This is a genomic window from Acetobacter sp. UBA5411 (genome assembly GCF_002409645.1).
Taxonomy (GTDB): Bacteria; Pseudomonadota; Alphaproteobacteria; order Acetobacterales; family Acetobacteraceae; genus Acetobacter.
Map to the genome: position 1 here is coordinate 44,763 of NZ_DHNR01000039.1, position 18,170 is coordinate 62,932.

Below are 18,170 nucleotides of genomic sequence, written 5' to 3' on the forward strand. Positions count from 1 at the left end.
TTTTTTTCGGAGAGGCAGAGCGGCCGCAGTCCTGATGGGCGCGGCTTTCTGCCTTCTGCCGTGGCTTCATACGGCTCACGCTCAGTCCATCACCGGGTCAAGTAGTTCTGATAAGAGCTATGACGTCACTTGGTCGATGCTCGATCCCGGTGATGACTTCGCCGCAACGGTTATCCGCTCGATATTTCCCGTATTTGGCTCGTCAGGAACGACTTCGACCGGAACAGAGGCCAGTGTCATTGGCACCATGCTCGGGGAGTTCTCCGGAATGGTGATGGCCTTCGCCATGGCCTATGTGACCTACGCCTTTATGATGAACACTCACCGCTCGGCCGAGACGTCACAGGTTCTCGGCTCCAATCAGACGTCCATGAGCATCGTGCGGATGTGCTTCGCAGCGATCATGATGTTTCCGATCGACGGCGGGTTCAACGCGGGACAGGCCGTGGTCGAACAGGGCGCGTTATGGGGGATCGGTATGGCCCGCACGCTTTATGCGTCCGCCGTTCAAGCCATTGGGCCGGACGGGAAGGTCATCGCCACGCCGATCGTTCCCGGCACGAAAACCACGGTCAGCGGTCTGGTGATCGCAGAGATGTGCCGCGATCTCGTCAATCTCGCCTCGAACAATGCGAATCTGGTGCCGGCGCCCACCGGTATAAGTGTGTCTACGCAGCTGGGGGTGAGCACGGGACTGATTACCTACAACTACAATATGGTGGGAGGCAGCGGGATTCCGGTGTGCGGACAGGTGACGATCGACGCACCGCAGGCTTCGACACAGGTTCTTGGCGTCACGGTCGATGCCGCCGGAATGCAGAAGGACGTCCTTGATAGTGTGCTGGCGAGTGACATTCGCGGTCCGGTTCTGCAGGTCGTGCAGAATTACTGGAACACCCGCCAGTCCTCTTCGCTTGCCCCTCTTATCAACATCATTTCGACGGCGACCAATGATTACACAAATCGCCTGACGACCAAGGCGGCCAGCGTCCGCTCGCAGGTGCAGTCTGCGGTCGTTAAACGCACCCAGAGCTTTCAGGACTGGGGCGTCTCGACCAGCAGCGATTCAACGAGCACGAAGGATCAGCTTGATTCCCTCGGTTGGACAGGAGCGGGAGCCTATTATCTTGAGTTCGCCCGCCTTAATGGCGAGACGCTCTCGCTCATGGCCTCTACGCCCACTGTGACCGGCCCCAGCTTCTCCGGTCTTGGTGACGCACTCAAGGGAGACATCGCACCGATCATGCGTTCGGCTTCGATCTTTGTCGAAAACATCAAGAATATGGTTGCGACACAGGACGGGTTGAACGCACCGGGTGGAAACGGCGATCTTTATGGCGGCATCACGCCGACAGGTGATGGATCGGGCGTCCTTTCGCAGATCGCACGCTCGCTTCATCTAAGCGATTCCGTGCTTCAGGCCGGAATGGCGTTCATCGAACCGTCCGGCTCCGATGGTTACTGGACCGATCCGTTTGGCAATCTGATGGGCCTGGGCAACTGGATGATAACGACCGCCCTCGGTGCTATGGCCGCGGCGGCCCTCATGGGGTCGGACACGGGAACAGCGCTCATGGAGGTCGGCTCGATCCTGACCATGAACTTTGAAGGCGCGGCTGCGGCCGGTATCGGCCACGCGGTCGTCACCTTTCTCTCCACGCCGATCTTTATGGGTTGTCTTGCGCTTCTGATTCCCGGCCTCACACTGGCGTTCATCCTGCCGATGATCCCATGGGTCATGTGGATGGCCGCCGTGGCCGGATGGCTGGTGATGGTGTTCGAGGCCATGATCGCGGTGCCATTGTGGATGCTGGCTCACATGACCATGTCCGGCGAAGGGCTGCACGGTCACGCCCGAGCTGGCTATGCGTTGATCTTCAATGTCGTGTTTCGGCCGACGCTTATGCTGTTCGGTCTTTTCCTCGGCTATTACGTGTTCGATGCAACGGCATGGCTGATTCACCAAACATTTGGCGTGGCGGCAGGGTTTGTTCTCTCCCGAGGCTGGCTGATTACCAACCTTCTGGGACTGGTGGTTCTCCTGAGCCTCAACGTCATGGTTCATGTGACGTTGGCCATGATCTGCTTCCGGTTGATCTCCATTCTGCCGGAGCGTGTTCCGGCGATGATCGGGCTCCACATGGCCGACCGCGTGGACATAGACCAGTTCTCGCGCGATGCAGCGGTGGTCGGGATGGCGGGAGCATTGAAAACAATCCAGCAGTCTCTTGATCCTGCCGCTGCCGGCAAGGCGTCCGCCAAGATGCTTCCCAAGGGAACCAGTTCCTCTATAAGGTCGGGCTCAGACACGACCATGGCAAAGATCAGCTAATAGGGAGAGCCACCATGAGTATGCTGACCGGATATGTTCTTGGCCAAATGGCCGGATCCCAACAAGAGTGGCTTAACAAGTGGCGGAACCATTTGAACGGGCGTTCGAGTGGAGAAATGACCTATGAGGAGGCAGTCGATGAGCTTCTCAGGCAAAGAACAACGCTTACCGAAACCATCAGCGGGTTACGCCACGAATTAGCGAAATACTCGTCTGATGCTGCCGGTCAGAAGGTTCGCATCGCCGAGCTGGAGGCTGAACTGGCGGCGCGGAACGCTCGCGTTTCTGAATGGGAACGGTATGGCGAAGTTATGGAGCGAAACCATTCTCGTCTGCGTGCCTGGTCCAACGACGCGGAAGCGCAGCTCCAGCGGTATCACGCCCTATACGGGCCTCTTCCGGCCGACAAAACGTCCGAGAAATAAGTCAGCCTAGTCGCAGGGTCTGTCCCTAGGCTCTTCGGAAATATTCCGGAGAGCCACAATGCGATGTCTTTTAGCCGGTGCTCTCGTCGCCGGCACCTTTCTTTCCGTAAGCCCCAGCTTTGCCCAACAGGCGCAATGCGCCGCTCCTGATATTCGGACTCCCCCGGCGACCGTTCCGGCAGACGCGACCGGCGATGCGTTCCAACGCCTGGTCGGCAACGGGACGGCCGTGACATGGGAAACGCCGCGCTTCGGGTTACAGGTTGGGATAGCGAAAAAGACAGATCAGGTGATGATCTTCTTCACCGATCCTGACCATCGCTACGTCCTTGGAGGTACGGTTGTCCCTGTGCCTTATCAGACCCTGCGCACGGCGCTTACCGAGCGTGCCCACGATCTCGCGCCTGAGCTTGGTCTCAAAGGCATGTTTGTGCAAAACGGCCCGCATTTTCAGGTGCTCTACGCGACGCCAGATGGCCAGGGCGCGATAGCTGGAACACTGTGGGACGCTCAGGGTAAAAATATTACCCGCCAGCAGATCCGCCTTATTCCCGGCGCAGTGCCAAGCGTGCGAATTGACGGTGGAGCAATGCGCGCGTCCCAACCACTTGCCGATCAGATCCATGGAGGCGACGTCGGCGCCGCCGATGCACCACAGGTCGTGATGTTTATCGACCCGCGCTGCAGTTTCTCCGTACGCGCCATGCGTCTTCTCCAGCCTGCGGTCGATCGTGGCCGGCTGCGTCTGAAGGTCGTCCCCCTGTCTCTTCTCGACTATGAGGACGCCGGAGCCAGCACCCGCTACGCGCTTGCCATGGTGGGGAGACCCGCGAGTTCCATGGTCGGCGACTGGATGAACGATCAGCTTGGGGCGCATCTCGACCAGACATCCACGACCGCAAAGGAGGCGTTGGATCAGAATATGACTGTTGCACACTCCTTATCTCTTACCGGCACTCCTACTTTCTTCTGGCGCAAAAAAGACGGAACCGCAGGACGCCTTGATGGTGTGCCGCGTGATGTTGACGCATTCCTTGCGGAGCTCGGGCAATGAAGACCGAAAATAAACCGACGTCGAAGCCGTCACGAGGACGCGCCCTGCGTTCCCTTGGTTTTCTCGCTCGATCCCCGGTGCGGCCGTTCTCCATGAGCGACGTCAGAGGGGGGGCACGTCTGGTGAGCGGGCTTTACGAACTGCTCAAACGACGTGGGGGCGCACGGGATGGGGTTCGACTCTCTGACGAGCGGATTGACGTGGTCGCAACGGCTGCGGCCTATGGTGTGACTCCCCTGGCCGTCGAAATCTTTCTCGCGCGGCAGCAAAATGCCGCCTATTGGCGCACACTGGCTGGCATTGGTCTTTCGCTGTGCCTGTTAGGAGCGTGGCTGTACGTCGCGCTGTTCTGGAACTGGAACAGGCAGCTTCTTGTCACAGCCCTTGAGTTCCTGCCGTTCTGGACGGCGCTCGCTATGTTCGTACTGGAAGCGGCGCGGGAAAACTGGATTTATCGCGAACGACGGGCAGGCAGCGTTCGTGCGTTTATTACCAGTGCAGATACGCTTTGGCCAAAACGCTCAACGTCATAAAAACGAAGAGGGGCGGATCGGAATCCGCCCTTTCGTCAGAAAGTGCCTGCCGGGCGGCTTTCATCGTCTCCGGCCGCCCCACTTGCCCATGGGGCATGCTCATAGTCCTCGCGGCCTGCGGTCACGCGGGGATCCTCGATCCTTTGCACAGTGCCATTGCGATTCAGAACGGGAGCGGACCAGGCGACACCGGCTGAACCATAGGCTGCGCCTGGATCGTAGGTGGCGTGACGCAGTGGTGGCGGCTTAGGTCCGTGGGTGCGGGAAGCTGAGACATTACCCGCGCAACCCGCCAAGAGTATCATTGCAAAGTATATAAGAAGTCGCATCATTCAATGTTCCGAGTGCCGTTTGAACTGAACACTGAAATGGTCGCGTGCGACTAACCAGCCTTTTTTAGGATCTCCGAAATCTCACAGTTACAGGCGTTCCTCTCGGACATCGCTCCCGTATGTTCACATTCGTCTTCATCATCATCTGCGAGATCAAGATAAACATCCAGTTTGCTCACTAAACCGGCAATTTCTTCCTGAATAACGCATGGCTGAGAATGAAAATTAATCGACCGAACAACGAGCCGAATACGTCCGCGCACCCAGATTATGCGATTTTCGGTTTGCCTTGAAAGCGGTTGTCCCGCTGCTGAGGACGTGATGAGCGACGAGGTATGCGTCAGATATTCAAGGTGATCCCGGAGTTCACTAATCTGCTCCAGCGAAGTGCCAAAGGTAAGAACCGCCGTGTCTTGCGGTTGTCTAACTCGGGGCTTCAGAAGTGAGGTTCGGTCCATATTCCACCTGCAAGGGGTTCTATTACTGAAACCTGAATAAGGTGAAGCCTCAAGGTATCTTTAATCAGGCAACAAACACTATTCCGCTCAACACATGAGTTTTGCGAACGCTCTTTCGTTCGACCTCAGCGTTAACGATGATTTAACAGAGCCAAAATCGTAATGGAATCGCTAATACGGGATTTTGCTAAAAAATGTTGCAGGACATTGCAGAGTGAAACGGCCGCACGTAACGCCTGCTGCGTCGAATAGTTCCGTTGGTTTCGAGAAAAAAGTTTTACTCAGTCGCGTACCATTCAGGCTTGATGACAGCACGATGACGAACGGGAAGGAATCGCCTTCCCCTGCGCGTCGGTACCCGGCAAGGAAGAGCCTTGTCACAGAGCAGGAGATGAACGGATGACCTAAGCCAGACCCCAGATACGTTTAAGGCCCCGCTTTCGCGAGGCCTCAGTGACGGTCGATCTTTAGCCTTCAGACCGGTTTGGCGACCGGAGAAGGTAGGAAAATGCTTCTGGTAGAGCTTTTGTCCTACACTTCTGGCTGAAATGCAAGGTTTTCTTGCAAACGGGATCGGCTGTTCTGATGCCAGCGTGGACCGCGTGGCCTCGGCTTCACCCGAGACCAGAAGAAGTGTTTATGAATCAGCAGATTACGGAACGGCCAAGCGGCGCACGACGTATCACGCCTGCGATGGTGCTGGCGCAGAGGGCGGCCGAGATGCAGCCCATGAGCGCCGTCTCTCCCAAGGATATTCTCAGCGTGCTCCGCAGGGCGCGCAGCGCCGTTGGCCTGACCTGTCAGCAGACGGAACTGCTTGCATTCCTCGTGAGCTGGACGCGACCGCAGGACTGGGGCGAAGACGGGCTACCGATCTGTGCGGCCCGCAACGCCGACATCATGGAGCGCTTCGATCTCGGCCGGACCCGCGTGAAGGAGCTGATCCGCTCACTGGCCGAAGTCGGCTGGCTGATTTGCAACGACAGTCCCAATGGGCATCGGTTTGTGCGACGCGCGGCGCGCACGGGGCCCGTAACGCATGGGTATGGGTTCGATCTCTCGCCCCTCTCACGGCGGTTTGCGGAACTGGAACAGGCCGCTCTGGCTCAAGAGGAGCGCCGCCGCGAAGGCCGTCGCCTGCACGGCGATGTCATGGGTCTGGCCCGTAGGGCGCTGGCGCTGTGTGCGGCCGGGGAAGAGGCAGGCGTCCCGCGCGTCAGGCTCGAGGCCTACGAACGGGACGCCCGGGAGTTACTCGCCTTGCGCGGTCGCGACCGTGACGTCGCAATCCTCACCCCCCTGGCCGAGAGGCTCGCGGGTCTCGTGGGGCGCATAGAGACCGATATTCTCGCTGTTATTCCTGTGGAAAGTGACCCCATGGGGTCGCCCGAGCGACCCCCTATTACAACTACAAACCCAGATCATTCAGCTAAAGCTACAGTAAGCGGAAGCGGCTGCGCCGCTAAAACTCATGAGGCTTCGCGTAGCGAGATTGAGCCGCAGCACGTCACCCCGACCTCGCCCTTGCGAGGGTTCAGGGCCACGCCGTCTTTCCTCCTCCAGATCGCGCCGGGCCTGCGTGATCTGTGTCCGAGCAGTCGCCCGTCTGAGCGCGAAATCATGGAAGCCGTGCCGTTCCTGTGCCATTCGCTCGGGATCTCCACCCATGCGTGGCGTCAGGCCATCAACGTCCTCGGTCCCTACGAGGCGGCCGTCGCGCTCTGTGTGATCGCGGCACGTCACGGGCGGGGCGAAGTGCGCTCACCGGGCGGAATGCTGCGGGCGATGATTGCCCGTCACATCGAAGGCACGCTGGCACTCGACCGCTCACTCTACGGTCTTGCCGAACACCTCGATACCTCGAAAGCCGTCCACTGAGCACGTTTTCAGTCGCACGGGACTGGCTGACACTGGGCAAACGAAGGGAGATGTCATGTTGGCAACATACGACAACAGCACCAGTAAGCATGTGCCACACACTGATCCGGCTGTTGGTGGGATCGCGGCCGACCGGCTTCGCTCGATCATTGAGCGGGTCGAACGGCTGGAAGGAGAGCGGAAAGCGCTCGCAGGAGACATCAAGGATATTTTCGGAGAGGCGAAATCGGCCGGGTTCGACGTAAAAACGATCAAGCAAATTCTCAAACTGCGGAAGCTGGAACCAGCGCAGATCGAAGAACTCGAAACCTTGCTGCAGATTTATCTGCGTGCCCTGGGGATGTGAGAGATCGTGATCCTCTGCCGCGCTGCGCGGCCTACGGCGCGTGCGTCGCACGCACGCCGACAGATGTGGCGACGAGGGCGCGAGACGGGTGGTCTGCTCGGGAAGAGATCAGAGATGTGCCAGTTTTGGACACAGTTCGGCAAAACGATCGCGTTGGGAGAGTTGGATTTTAATGGGACATGATACCACGAAGCTCGTGACGATCCTCGGCCCACTGGTCGAGTTGGAAAAGCAGGCCGCGTCCTGTGCGTCGCTTGAGGAGTACCACGCTTTGCGCAGAAGTGGTGAGGCAACGAACACACAGGTTCTCGGTGAGATCCGGGCGTTCGTGAAGGAAGGTGGATTTTCACTGCAGGAAATGCGTGGGCTCTACTACGATGTTCTCAAGTGTCCGGCCTACGCGGGCGACCCCGAGGCGCAGGCTAATGTCACGGCCATCCTCAATGAGGCTTTCGATGGTATCCAAGGATGGAGCCGATAAAGTGATGATGTTTTTGTCGATACGTTGTTGACACAACTCTACGTCACCGTGCAGTATTACTATGTCGATACATAAAGAGGCACTTATGCACGTCTTCGTTAAAAAGTGGGGCAACAGCGCATCCGTGCGTCTTCCCGCTGCGATCATGAAGGCTGCCGGTCTGCAGGTGGATCAGGCAGTCGATGTCAGGGAAGAAGCGGGACGGATCATCATCGAACCGGTCGAGAAGCCCGATTACGATCTGGCTGACCTGTTGGCTGGAATCACGCCTGAGAACATCCATGAGGAAGTCGATTTTGGCGCGCCTGTCGGCAAGGAACATCTGTGAGATGGACGATTACGTACCGTCAGAAGGCGAGATTATCTGGCTGAATTTCACGCCGCAGTCGGGTCACGAACAGGCTGGGCACAGACCGGCCGTGGTTTTGTCGCCAGCGGCCTACAATCGCATCGGTCTGCTTCTGTGCTGCCCCACGACGACGAAGGCAAAAGGCTATCCTTTCGAGGTCGCCATTTCCGGAAAACGATCGAGTGTCGTGCTCGCGGACCAGATCAAGTCTGTTGACTGGAAATCAAGAGAGGCAAAACTGAAAGGTCGCGTTTCCGACAATGAGCTTTCCGAAATTCGTGCAAAGGTTCGCGCACTGGTCGGGTCATAAATTATGGAAACTGCAGGGTGCTCCATGAGTAGGGGCGTTGATTCCAAGGGGATATCCAATGATTGGAGTGAATAGCGTTCTAAATTCAAAACAGCGGAAAACTGCCGAAACTGTCTTTGAACCTGTTCAGATAGCTGCCCGCCTGGTAATCTCTCTTTTCATGCCAATTTTGATGGGACAAATCCTAATCATTATGGCGGTGTTCAGCTTGTTGCCAGCAGTTTTGAGAGCATATGAGAAAACACCTGGCTGGTACCATTTCGGGTTACTGATGATCTGGATTGTCTTCAACCTGGAAATAGGACTTGCCATCTTAAGTTCAAATTCCAGGACGCGGAGAAACGCCGTTATTGTTGCGCTGGTCCTGCTAACGGCACCGTATATCCTGTCTCTGTCTATCTAGTGATTTCATTAAATCGTTTGTAAAAATATCAGCAAGCATGGTCATTGAAAGTTCCGTGCCCTGACCTCAACCGGTCGGCGGTCATTCTCTCCAATCTCTCGAAGCAGCTCAGTCCCGTCTTCGAGACTTCGCACTACCACGTGCATCACTTCGCCTTCGCGTTGCAGGGTGCCGTGAACAATCATCAGCGACGCCCCCATGACGATGGCCCGTTGCGCTTCGATCCGGTCTTTCCACAGGATCAGATTGGCCACCCCGGTTTCATCCTCGATCGTGACGAACATCACGCCTTTTGCCGTGCCGGGGCGCTGACGCATCAGCACCAGTCCCGCAATCACCACGCGGGTTCCGTCCCGTAATGTCGCGAGATCCTCACAGGGAATAATGCCTCTTTCCGTAAGCCCCTCGCGCAGGAATGCCAGAGGGTGCGCCCGCAGGGTGAGGCCGGTCGCGAGATAATCTTCCACAACATCCGAGCCTTCGGTCATCGGGCGCAGGATGACGGATGGTTCAATGACTTCCGGAGCAGGCCGGTTACGTCCGCGATCCGCCGCTGCAAATAGAGGAAGCGGCTCATCCGCCAGCCCCTTGATCTGCCACAGGGCCATACGGCGATCGCAGTTCAGGCTGGCAAACGCATCCGCTTCGGCCAGACGCTCAAGAGCGATCGTTGGAACGTCCGCCCGACGCCAGACGTCTTCGATACTCTCATAGAGAGGCATGCGATTGGCAATCAGACGGGCGGCGTCCGCGTTCGCCAGTCCCTTCACCAGCCGCAGACCGAGCCGAACCGCCAGACGCCCGCTTCCCGAGCGCCCTTCGAGCGTACAGTCCCAGCGGGACTGGTTCACACAGATCGGTCGCACCTCGACCCCATGCTCGCGGGCATCGCGGACGATCTGGGCCGGAGCGTAGAATCCCATGGGCTGACTGTTGAGCAATGCGGCGCAGAAGACGTCCGGATGATGGCATTTCAGCCACGAAGAAGCGTAGGCGATCAGCGCGAAACTTGCGGCGTGGCTCTCGGGGAATCCGTAGGAGCCAAAGCCTTCGAGCTGACGAAAGGTGCGCTCGGCGAACTCCTGAGTGTAGCCGTTGGCCACCATGCCGCGCACCATCTTCTCACGAAAATCGGCGATGGACGCCGTATGATCGCGCATCTTCATGCCGCGCCGCAGCTGGTCGGCTTCACTCGGCGTAAAGCCCGCGCAATGAATGGCGACCTGCATCGCCTGTTCCTGAAAGAGCGGCACGCCCAGGGTCTTGCCGAGGATGCGGCGCAGGGCAGGCGAAGGACAATCAGGCCGTTCCAGACCTTCGCGGCGGCGCAGATAGGGGTGGACCATATCGCCCTGAATCGGACCGGGGCGCACGATCGCCACCTGAATCACCAGATCGTAGAAGGTGCGCGGCCGGGTGCGCGGGAGCATCGCCATCTGGGCGCGGCTCTCGATCTGGAAGGTGCCGAGCGTGTCGGCACGGGCGATCATCGCGTAGGTCTGTTCGTCTTCGGGCGGGATCGTCGCCATGTCATAGGCGCGGCGCCCGTGCCGCACCAGAAGATCAAAGGCGCGCTGCAGACAGCCCAGCATGCCGAGGCCGAGAACATCGACCTTCATGAAGCGCAGTTCGTCGATGTCATCCTTGTCCCAGACGATGATCTGACGATCTTCCATGGCCGCAGGCTGGATCGGCACCAGCTCGTCCAGCCGGTCATGGGTGAGGACGAAGCCACCGGGATGTGTTCCCAACTGACGCGGAAAGCCCAGGATCTGGCGGGCGAGATACAGCGTCAGAGACAGTCGCCTGTCGCGCAGATCGAGACCGACTTCTCCTGCGCGGGCTTCGAGCTTTCCCTGATCGTCCAGCGCGGACGCAAGATGTTTCGAGAGCAGGCCCAGCACATCGTCGGGCAGGCCCAGCGCCTTGCCAACGTCACGCACCGCACCTTTGGGCTGATAGCGCATCACGGTCGCGCACAGGGCTGCCCGCTGGCGGCCGTAACGCCGGTAGATCCACTGGATAACCTCTTCACGCCGGTCGCTGTCGAAATCGACGTCGATGTCGGGCGGTTCACGTCGCTCCACCGAGATGAACCGCTCGAAGAGCAGACCGGAGCGCACCGGATCAATGGCGGTAATCCCCAGAACGTAGCAGATGGCGCTGTTGGCGGCCGAGCCACGTCCCTGGCAGAGGATTCCGATGGCGCGCGCATAGCGGACAATGGTGTTGACCGTCAGGAAATACGGCGCATAGCCAAGTTGGGCGACCAGCCTGAGTTCGTGCGTGAGCTGACGCCGCACATCGTCGGGTGCGCCGGCCGGATAGCGTGACGGGAGAGCCTCGCGCACGAGACGAACCAGCGTATCCTGAGAGTCTTCGCCCTCCACATCAGTCTCGGACGGATACTGGTAACGCAGTTCACTGAGCGAAAACCGGCACAGAGAGGCAATCTCGCCCGAGTGGGCCAACGCCGCTTCATGGCCCCGATAGAGCGAGGCCATTTCAGTCGGGCCGCGTAAATAGCGATCCCGCCACGGCTCACGCAGAGCGCCGAGTGCGTCCATGCTCACATTGTGCCGGATGGCGGTGAGCAGATCCTGCAGCACGCTGCGGTCGGCCGCATGATAGAGCACATCACCGGTCACGACCGTCGCGACCTTGGCCGCATGGGCCATCCGCTCCAGCGTATTCAGGCGTTCCGCATCGCCCGCCCGCCAATGACGGCTCAGGGTGAGCCATATCCCGGCACAATGGTCGCGGATCCGCGTGAGAGCATCCAGCCGTTCCTGCAGCACGGCATACGGGGCGTCCGAAGAAAGCAGCAGCAGCAGGCGGGAGACGCGCTCGCCCGTCAGATCGCTCCAGGTCAGATCGAGCCGTCCACGCTCGCCGCGCCGATGGCCAAGGGTCAGAAGGCGACACAGCTGGCCCCAGCCTGCCCGGTCCACCGGATAGGCCAGCAGAACACTGCCGTCGCACAGCTCCACACGGGCACCGGGCAGCAACCGGACGCCGTGAGACAGTGCGGCTGCGTGGGCGCGGACGATCCCGGCGACCGTGCCATGGTCGGTGATACCGAGCGCCGGATACTGCAGCCGCGCCGCACGGGCGAACAGTTCCTCAGGATGGCTGGCGCCGCGCAGAAACGAGAAATTCGTGCAGGCCTGCAGTTCCACATAGGCGGACGAGGCCATGCCTCATTTCCCGCGCGGATGCCGGTGCGGCGTCGCATCGGGCTGCGGGGCGCCGGGCCTGCGGCACAGCACGAAGCCGCTGCGCTCGAGATGCTCCACCAGACGTTCGGCCACCACGCGGGCCATCAGTTCGTCGGCGTCATGCACGCGCCGTCGGCCGTCATAGCGAAGTCCATGAATCAGCGCCTCGGCGATCTCGGACGGTAAGGCGGGCGACAGGTCTTCCTTCGTTTCGTCTGCCCCGCTCATCAGAACAGCCCGTGGAGGAACCATGCTCCATCCCCTGTCCAGCTGTGCGTGCCGTCGCCCTGGCGATACAGCCAGAAGCGTTCGCCATCTTCGGTCTCGGTAATCCAGTAATCGCGGGCGGCGTGAAACTCGCTGTCCGAGAGCCACCATTCCCCCTGGATCCGCTCAGGGCCGTCTGCGCCGCGCACCCGGTGCGTGCGGCCGTCCCAGACAAAGCGTTGCGGTGCGCCACTTTCGGCCTCGGCCTCGACACGTAAGGGCTTTGGCGGATCGAGCAGCCGGATGGGTCGGACGAAAGAAAAGGTGGATGTCGGCTCGGCCGCATCCTGTGTAACCGGGGACTGTGCCTGAGCGCGCTCGGGGATCTGGCTGGCCCGTGGCGCAAGGCGGAACACTCGCGCCGCGCCGACACGGTTGCACAGGCGATCCACCAGGCAGGCGAGATCACCACCCCCATCCTGTCCGCGCTCAAGCACGGTCTGGTCGCCCGTGGTCTGCCGCGCTTCATGGTGGGAGACGGTGAGCGTCATCACTTCGATCCCGAAACCCGGTTCGATGACGGCGATCCGCTCCTGCAGAAGGCGGCGCAGATGGGCCGGCTGATCGACGGGTGACGCGGTGCCCACGCGCACCGGCTGGAGCGTGCCATCGACACGCTCACAGACCAGATCGAGCTGCCGTGCGCCCTGACCGCGCTGGCGCAGGATCTCGGAGATCTCGTCCACCAGTTCAGCGATCACCACTGCCAGAGCCTCGGCCGTGCCGATCGGTTCCACCATTTGGCGCTGCGCGCGGATGGCATCAAGCGGAATGACCGGACGGATGGGTTCGGGCCGAACGCCCAGCGCCTCGTCCAGCCGGCGCATCAGAAGATCTCCGAAACGCCGTGTCAGAGGCGCGCGGGCCGTGCGCCGCAGATCGCCAATCCGGGTAAACCCGAGGCGGATCAGCCCCTCGCAGGTCTCGGCCGGCAGACGCAGGGCTGCAACGGGCAGGGGATCGAGAGCGGCAGCCGTGCCGCGCGACGGGACGAGTGTGTCCCGCTCACGTCCGAAGCGCGCCAGCGCGTGCGCAGCGCCAGGCGTGTCCGCAAGGGCGAGGCGGATATGATAGCCCAGCGCTTCCAGCCGTTCGCGCACGACCGTCAGCATGGCGTCCTCGCCGCCATACAGATGGGCGCAGCCGCTGGTATCGCACCATACGCCGTCCGGCGGATCCGCTGACGTCAGTGGGCACAGCCACAGACACCATGCCGCCAGTCGCTCCAGAGCGGCTTTATCCGCTTTCCGGTCGCCCTCAAACGCTGCGAGGTCGGCGATCAGGCTCCGGGCATGGGCAGCGCCATTCCAGCGCGGACACCAGACTGCCGGGCCATCACATCGGCCGCCATCACCACAGGGCGCCGGCCATCATGCTCATGCAGCACAAGCCCCATCCCGATGTTCTCCTGCGGGTGGCGACGCCGCCACAGATCCGTGTGCCACAGGGGAAGCCAGATCGAGAGGATCCGTCGCATGACCGGGTAATCCGTATGTCCAGGTGAAAGGGCGTCCGTCCCGGCTGCGAAGCAGCTCGATGCGCCAGTGTTCCGGACCGATCACGTTGTTCAGCGACACCGGCCGCGCAGCCCCGATCCGCCAGCGTGTTTCGCAGGCGCTGGGAGGCGGTACTGCGCCGTTCGTGGTAGGGCGGAGCAGGAAACCCGTGGTGCCGGAGCTTTCGGCCGCAAGCTGCAGGCGTCGTGATGCGGTGAGGGAGAGCGGAACGCAGAGATCGCAGACCAGCGCCGCTATCCCGCGCTCGCGCAGGATGTCCTCGCAGAGCGGGAGCAGATCGCGGGTCTCGCTCTGCACACAGATCAGGCGTCCCGGCGCGAGGCCTGCGCCCTGCAGTCCGGCTGCATGCAGGTTGAGATGGTGTGCTGCAAGCCACACCACCTGACCCGGTGTCCGGGCCAGAACGTGGGCGACAAACCGTGTGGGGCGGGCGAGCAGGGCACGGTCACAGCCGGTTCCGAGGAACTCGTGGACGCGGCCACGGCTCAGGCCGCCGCCCAGCCACTCATCGAGAGCGGTGAATCCTGTCGGCAGATAGGCGTCCATCCCGGCCGCAGCGTGATGCCGTTCCATGCGGCGGATCTCGTCGCGCAGGAGCGCGAGCGTATCGGCTGTTCTCCCGGCCATGGTGTGTCCTCGCTCAAAAACAAGAACATAAAGAGAACATAATACCGCCGTGAGTCAAGAATGAACTGTCCCAACGTGAAGAGCGAGGCTGTCCATCACGCTGCGCGGCCCATGGCCCGTGCGTCCCACGCACGGTGATGGAGGGAAGGCTTTGCGGACGTGTGGTGGGGATCTGCTCAGGAAGGGAAAGTGAACAACGCTCTTTTTTCCAAGGCCGTTCTTAGTCGCAGGAAATCCAATAAAGATCGTGTCAGCATCTACAGGAATGGAGGTCTCATGCCGGAGCGATCAGATACGTGGCGACAATGGGAAACGATCAGTGTTGGTGGTTGCACTATCCGGTTTCGTTCTCGGCTACATCGGGTTGAAGACTGGTCGGAGACCGAGGTGTTTCAGATTACCGACGGCTCACGGATTTCCACCGGTTCCGCCTGTTTCGGTCTGGATGATGCCTGTTCTTACTCTGTAGAGCATGTGACTGTCGTGGATTCACCACATTTAACGCTTAATGGAAGTGAGCATGCACAGTCATTAGAAGCGTTCGTCGCATTTGTCTGGCCAATTCTGGCTGGACATCATGAAGTTCCTGACCAATTAGGTCGAATAGAAACACAAATACCTTTAGACACAGATGAATAGGAAAATATCATGAGCCCACTTCACCTTATGCTGGAATGGTCTGTTCCTGCAGGTATTTTTGTGTCTGGTATGTTCGCACTCTTCAACGTGGCGTCTGACGATTCAACGGCAAAATTCGCGAAATTGCAGTTCGCCGCTGTCGTGATGGTCGTGTGTATTTATGCGGCTTTTAAGTAGCGCAATAGATTGAAGCAGGAGGATCCACCATGTCTCTAGCCAACGAACAGAAACGCGCTGCTTTCGAGTGGGCAAACACTGATCCCAAGCTTAACGGGCTTTTTCGGGAGATGAAATACGAGCTTTTCTACCAGCCACTTATACGTTTCGGCGTGGCTGCCACGACTGGAATCGCAGTATTTTTCGGCTGGTGTGCGTTGTGGTGGGATACAGTCGTTGTCGCACCTGATTGGTGGACATCCATATTTTCGTTTATCACCGCCATAAGCGTAGTTTTCTGCATGGTAGGGATTATGGTGCCGTGCAACCTGACACGCCTTAAATTGCTTCTCTTCGCTGCGCTTATACTACCCATCCCTTTGTTGGTGGCGCCTGGTTCACCTCTGTTGCCATAACACCCGAATTTGACCAGTCGCTATCTGATTGACTGGCGCTCCCAGTTCTCATGCTTCTGGTGTCTATGTAGCGCATGCTGGCGGGGAGTGTGTAGTGCCGATGAACGGCCGTGACTGTTCATGAGCGATGACACTGCAGTCACCGCCCAGAAGCCTAGAAAGCAGAGGATCACCAGCAAAAACCCTCTGACACGCCGCCACATCCGCCAGGCCACGTATTCCCTGCGGCACAACCGGTCGAATTTGTCTTGAGGAAGCCAGCCTTCCCGACCTTTGCGTGGTTCCACCAACGGTTCTTCGATCCCTCCATGTGCACATATAAACACACAAGGTTATCTTTGCGGTGCGAGAGCGCCCTAACAGTCGTTTCAGAGCCATATCAAGGAGGCACCGCGTGATCCGTGAGTCGCTTGGAGAGGCATACTCCAGGTCGTCCCGGCGATACTGCGCACGGGTGATTCCAGTCCAAGCCATTTTGATCTCATTAGGTTATCGCAAATCCATGAATCATAAGCCACTTATATCACTCACTAGTTTTATCATGCAGATGTCGTTTGTAACAATACATTAAAGATTGAAACATTTTATTTTATATGTATCTCTGACGTCCATTACTTATACTGCTTCAGTGAGGATAAAAAATGAAACAGCCAAGTGCGGGAACTGATACGACGGTATACGTAAAAAAAGCAATTTCTGAAATGGAGACACACATTCCAGAAACATGGAATAAGTTTTTAGAAGTATATCATCATAATATAAAAGTTCCTGATGAAGAAGAAGAGCAACTATACGACGAAGTATGGCGGTTTTTAAAAACCAATGATTTAAATAAAGAATTTAGAGTGGGGTCATTCATAGCATATATACTTTCATATGTAGACAGCAATTAATTTGGGGGGGTGATATATCTAAAATATACATTACAGATGGAAATACTCTTACAAATCTTTGGAATATTGATGAAGGAGTAACATTATCATATTACTTAGATAATTTTGATGTAGCCGTTACTGATGTTGTTGAGCAAGAAATATTAAGTGGATATAGTAAAAACTACTATAAGTATTTTGTTGATTGATTTATTTAATAATTCAAAAGATGCATCGTACACTGGTCCAAAATTGGATATTATAAGCACTGATCTAATAGATGAATATGAAAAGATAAAAAGTGACGGTGGTAAAGCCAAAGACCTTGGCGAGCAATCAATGGCGGAAGTGTATAACTCTGATGAAAATAAGTATAGTTTAGTTTCTGATGAAAAAAACTTTATTAAAAGTTCTAAAATAAATGACGGTAGACCAGACGATCCGCTGAGCTCAGATGCTGTTGAAGGTGGTCCAGAAATTGTTAATAATCTTTTGGATGAGGGTAAAATCACTGTTGATGATTATATTAATGCCAGAACACACTATTCAAACATGGACTCACCAACAAAGGATCCGGTCTATGGGGATCGCTTTAAGTCGAATGATGAACTTAATATACAAGAGATTTGGAATACAAAAGACGGGAAATATGAATACCTACCAAAAGGACAGGATATCCCTCAATGGGATATAAAAGTTAATCCGGAAACGGCTCCTATTCCAAAAGATCCAGACCAGATAAGTGGGAATCCCACATCAGAGCCTTTAACTGATATTATCAAGAAGCTTTTCGAAAAATTGCAGAAAGCTCTCGGCACTGATGTCGGTGAGCTCAAATTGCCTCCAGACGCAGGGCTGGCTGCCTTAGATGCAGCTGGGCTTCTAGCCGCTGTTTATGGGGCGATAGATGCGGCATCACAAGCGCTTGAGCAAATTAAGGCGGGCGACTACGAGGGAGCTGCCGAAACTCTTGGTAGTTTCGGCGCTGCCGTTGCTGGCGGTTATTATGGCATGGAAGCCGGTGCGCTGGCTGGAGGGGAATTTGGAGGTGGAGCTGGAGCCTTAATTGGTGGACTTATCGGCTCCATCGCTGGGTCAATAGCTGGGTCAGTTCTAGGGGCCGGTGCCGTCCACAATGCTGCACAAGCACTTGCAAATGGACTGGGCGGTCTGTTCAACGGCCTTGCTGATTTGGCGGGTTCACTCGCTGGATATGTAGAGAATGCTTTACATAATTTTTCGCAAGCTCTCGCTGATCCGCTTGTTATTGATTTGTCATCTACAGGCCTTCAGCTAACATCTCAGCAGCAGAGTAATACTTACTTTAACTGGAACGGGGGAGATCAATATAATAGGACGGGGTGGGCGGCAAACGGTACCGGTTTCTTGATAATTCTTCCCTCCACGGGATATGACGTAAATATTACAAACCTTATTACATCACAAGCAGTGCTAAAATCATTTGACACAAATGGAGATGGACTTTTAGATAATAGTGATTCTCAATTCTCTAAGCTTGGCGTCTGGGTTGATAGTAATGGTAATGGTAATGGTAAT

The 18,170-nt window shown here is 57.5% G+C and carries 18 protein-coding genes and 1 pseudogene; 14 read left to right on the forward strand and 5 right to left on the reverse strand.

Annotated elements, in window-relative coordinates; genetic code table 11:
* The first annotated feature begins 34 nt into the window (after positions 1-34).
* The 4 genes from B3759_RS13575 to B3759_RS13590 are packed head-to-tail and all read left to right on the forward strand — an operon-like array spanning position 35 to position 4,344.
* Entirely contained in the window at positions 35-2,332 is a 2,298-nt protein-coding gene (locus tag B3759_RS13575) for a DotA/TraY family protein (RefSeq protein WP_291366614.1), read from the forward strand.
* Positions 2,333-2,346: 14 nt separating this feature from the next.
* Positions 2,347-2,757, forward strand: a complete 411-nt coding sequence (locus tag B3759_RS13580; protein WP_291366616.1) for a hypothetical protein — start codon at positions 2,347-2,349, stop codon at positions 2,755-2,757.
* Positions 2,758-2,815: 58 nt separating this feature from the next.
* Positions 2,816-3,811: a thiol:disulfide interchange protein gene (locus tag B3759_RS13585; protein ID WP_291366618.1), complete on the forward strand. Its 996-nt coding sequence runs from the start codon at positions 2,816-2,818 to the stop codon at positions 3,809-3,811.
* Positions 3,808-4,344 carry a hypothetical protein gene (locus tag B3759_RS13590; RefSeq protein WP_291366620.1) on the forward strand — a complete coding sequence of 179 codons (537 nt, stop codon included), beginning with the start codon at positions 3,808-3,810 and terminating at the stop codon, positions 4,342-4,344. The genes B3759_RS13585 and B3759_RS13590 overlap by 4 nt, the downstream gene beginning before the upstream one ends.
* 35 nt (positions 4,345-4,379) lie before the next feature.
* Here B3759_RS13590 and B3759_RS13595 read toward each other — a convergent pair whose 3' ends face one another.
* Positions 4,380-4,676: a hypothetical protein gene (locus B3759_RS13595; RefSeq protein WP_291366622.1), complete on the reverse strand. Its 297-nt coding sequence runs from the start codon at positions 4,674-4,676 to the stop codon at positions 4,380-4,382.
* A 1,097-nt stretch (positions 4,677-5,773) separates the two neighbouring features.
* On the opposite strand from B3759_RS13595, the gene repC reads away from it, so the two are divergent.
* From repC to mazF, 5 genes are all read left to right on the forward strand, one after another.
* Positions 5,774-7,012: a plasmid replication protein RepC gene (repC, locus tag B3759_RS13600; protein WP_291366624.1), complete on the forward strand. Its 1,239-nt coding sequence runs from the start codon at positions 5,774-5,776 to the stop codon at positions 7,010-7,012.
* A gap of 55 nt (positions 7,013-7,067) precedes the next feature.
* Positions 7,068-7,358, forward strand: a complete 291-nt coding sequence (locus B3759_RS13605) for a DUF2312 domain-containing protein (protein ID WP_291366626.1) — start codon at positions 7,068-7,070, stop codon at positions 7,356-7,358.
* A 172-nt stretch (positions 7,359-7,530) separates the two neighbouring features.
* Positions 7,531-7,839, forward strand: a complete 309-nt coding sequence (locus B3759_RS13610) for a hypothetical protein (protein WP_291366627.1) — start codon at positions 7,531-7,533, stop codon at positions 7,837-7,839.
* An 85-nt stretch (positions 7,840-7,924) separates the two neighbouring features.
* Positions 7,925-8,167: an AbrB/MazE/SpoVT family DNA-binding domain-containing protein gene (locus tag B3759_RS13615; RefSeq protein ID WP_291366629.1), complete on the forward strand. Its 243-nt coding sequence runs from the start codon at positions 7,925-7,927 to the stop codon at positions 8,165-8,167.
* Position 8,168: 1 nt separating this feature from the next.
* Positions 8,169-8,498 carry an endoribonuclease MazF gene (gene mazF / locus B3759_RS13620; protein WP_291366631.1) on the forward strand — a complete coding sequence of 110 codons (330 nt, stop codon included), beginning with the start codon at positions 8,169-8,171 and terminating at the stop codon, positions 8,496-8,498.
* Positions 8,499-8,942: 444 nt separating this feature from the next.
* Here the strand turns inward: mazF and B3759_RS13625 are convergent, their stop codons facing one another.
* From B3759_RS13625 to B3759_RS13640, 4 genes are all read right to left on the reverse strand, one after another.
* A complete protein-coding gene (locus B3759_RS13625; protein ID WP_291366633.1) occupies positions 8,943-12,098 on the reverse strand; it encodes an error-prone DNA polymerase in 3,156 nt (1,051 codons plus the stop codon).
* 3 nt (positions 12,099-12,101) lie between these two features.
* Positions 12,102-12,347, reverse strand: coding sequence for a hypothetical protein (locus B3759_RS13630; protein WP_291366635.1), 246 nt, complete (start codon positions 12,345-12,347; stop codon positions 12,102-12,104).
* Positions 12,347-13,498 (reverse strand): DUF6504 family protein, encoded by a 1,152-nt coding sequence (locus tag B3759_RS13635; RefSeq protein WP_291366637.1) that lies wholly within the window; start codon positions 13,496-13,498, stop codon positions 12,347-12,349. The genes B3759_RS13630 and B3759_RS13635 overlap by 1 nt, the downstream gene beginning before the upstream one ends.
* Positions 13,499-13,762: 264 nt before the next feature.
* Positions 13,763-14,530, reverse strand: coding sequence for an ImuA family protein (locus B3759_RS13640; protein WP_291366638.1), 768 nt, complete (start codon positions 14,528-14,530; stop codon positions 13,763-13,765).
* 189 nt (positions 14,531-14,719) lie between these two features.
* On the opposite strand from B3759_RS13640, the gene B3759_RS13645 reads away from it, so the two are divergent.
* From B3759_RS13645 to B3759_RS13665, 5 genes and pseudogenes are all read left to right on the forward strand, one after another.
* The gene (locus B3759_RS13645) at positions 14,720-15,169 is read left to right on the forward strand and encodes a hypothetical protein (protein ID WP_291366640.1); all 450 of its coding nucleotides are present in this window, start codon (positions 14,720-14,722) and stop codon (positions 15,167-15,169) included.
* A gap of 9 nt (positions 15,170-15,178) precedes the next feature.
* Positions 15,179-15,346 carry a hypothetical protein gene (locus B3759_RS13650; RefSeq protein WP_291366642.1) on the forward strand — a complete coding sequence of 56 codons (168 nt, stop codon included), beginning with the start codon at positions 15,179-15,181 and terminating at the stop codon, positions 15,344-15,346.
* 29 nt (positions 15,347-15,375) lie between these two features.
* Positions 15,376-15,741 (forward strand): hypothetical protein, encoded by a 366-nt coding sequence (locus B3759_RS13655; protein ID WP_291366644.1) that lies wholly within the window; start codon positions 15,376-15,378, stop codon positions 15,739-15,741.
* Positions 15,742-16,382: 641 nt separating this feature from the next.
* Positions 16,383-16,634, forward strand: a complete 252-nt coding sequence (locus tag B3759_RS13660; RefSeq protein WP_291366646.1) for a hypothetical protein — start codon at positions 16,383-16,385, stop codon at positions 16,632-16,634.
* A 147-nt stretch (positions 16,635-16,781) separates the two neighbouring features.
* Positions 16,782-18,170, forward strand: a pseudogene (locus B3759_RS13665) (hypothetical protein); the annotation flags it as partial.

Bases quoted from the DNA above. Each gene is read 5' to 3' on its own strand.
- B3759_RS13575 (WP_291366614.1), top strand. From the start codon at position 35: ATGGGCGCGGCTTTCTGCCTTCTGCCGTGGCTTCATACGGCTCACGCT.
- B3759_RS13580 (WP_291366616.1), top strand. From the start codon at position 2,347: ATGAGTATGCTGACCGGATATGTTCTTGGCCAAATGGCCGGATCCCAA.
- B3759_RS13585 (WP_291366618.1), top strand. From the start codon at position 2,816: ATGCGATGTCTTTTAGCCGGTGCTCTCGTCGCCGGCACCTTTCTTTCC.
- B3759_RS13590 (WP_291366620.1), top strand. From the start codon at position 3,808: ATGAAGACCGAAAATAAACCGACGTCGAAGCCGTCACGAGGACGCGCC.
- B3759_RS13595 (WP_291366622.1), bottom strand. From the start codon at position 4,676: ATGATGCGACTTCTTATATACTTTGCAATGATACTCTTGGCGGGTTGC.
- repC (WP_291366624.1), top strand. From the start codon at position 5,774: ATGAATCAGCAGATTACGGAACGGCCAAGCGGCGCACGACGTATCACG.
- B3759_RS13605 (WP_291366626.1), top strand. From the start codon at position 7,068: ATGTTGGCAACATACGACAACAGCACCAGTAAGCATGTGCCACACACT.
- B3759_RS13610 (WP_291366627.1), top strand. From the start codon at position 7,531: ATGGGACATGATACCACGAAGCTCGTGACGATCCTCGGCCCACTGGTC.
- B3759_RS13615 (WP_291366629.1), top strand. From the start codon at position 7,925: ATGCACGTCTTCGTTAAAAAGTGGGGCAACAGCGCATCCGTGCGTCTT.
- mazF (WP_291366631.1), top strand. From the start codon at position 8,169: ATGGACGATTACGTACCGTCAGAAGGCGAGATTATCTGGCTGAATTTC.
- B3759_RS13625 (WP_291366633.1), bottom strand. From the start codon at position 12,098: ATGGCCTCGTCCGCCTATGTGGAACTGCAGGCCTGCACGAATTTCTCG.
- B3759_RS13630 (WP_291366635.1), bottom strand. From the start codon at position 12,347: ATGAGCGGGGCAGACGAAACGAAGGAAGACCTGTCGCCCGCCTTACCG.
- B3759_RS13635 (WP_291366637.1), bottom strand. From the start codon at position 13,498: ATGCTGACGGTCGTGCGCGAACGGCTGGAAGCGCTGGGCTATCATATC.
- B3759_RS13640 (WP_291366638.1), bottom strand. From the start codon at position 14,530: ATGGCCGGGAGAACAGCCGATACGCTCGCGCTCCTGCGCGACGAGATC.
- B3759_RS13650 (WP_291366642.1), top strand. From the start codon at position 15,179: ATGAGCCCACTTCACCTTATGCTGGAATGGTCTGTTCCTGCAGGTATT.
- B3759_RS13655 (WP_291366644.1), top strand. From the start codon at position 15,376: ATGTCTCTAGCCAACGAACAGAAACGCGCTGCTTTCGAGTGGGCAAAC.
- B3759_RS13660 (WP_291366646.1), top strand. From the start codon at position 16,383: ATGAAACAGCCAAGTGCGGGAACTGATACGACGGTATACGTAAAAAAA.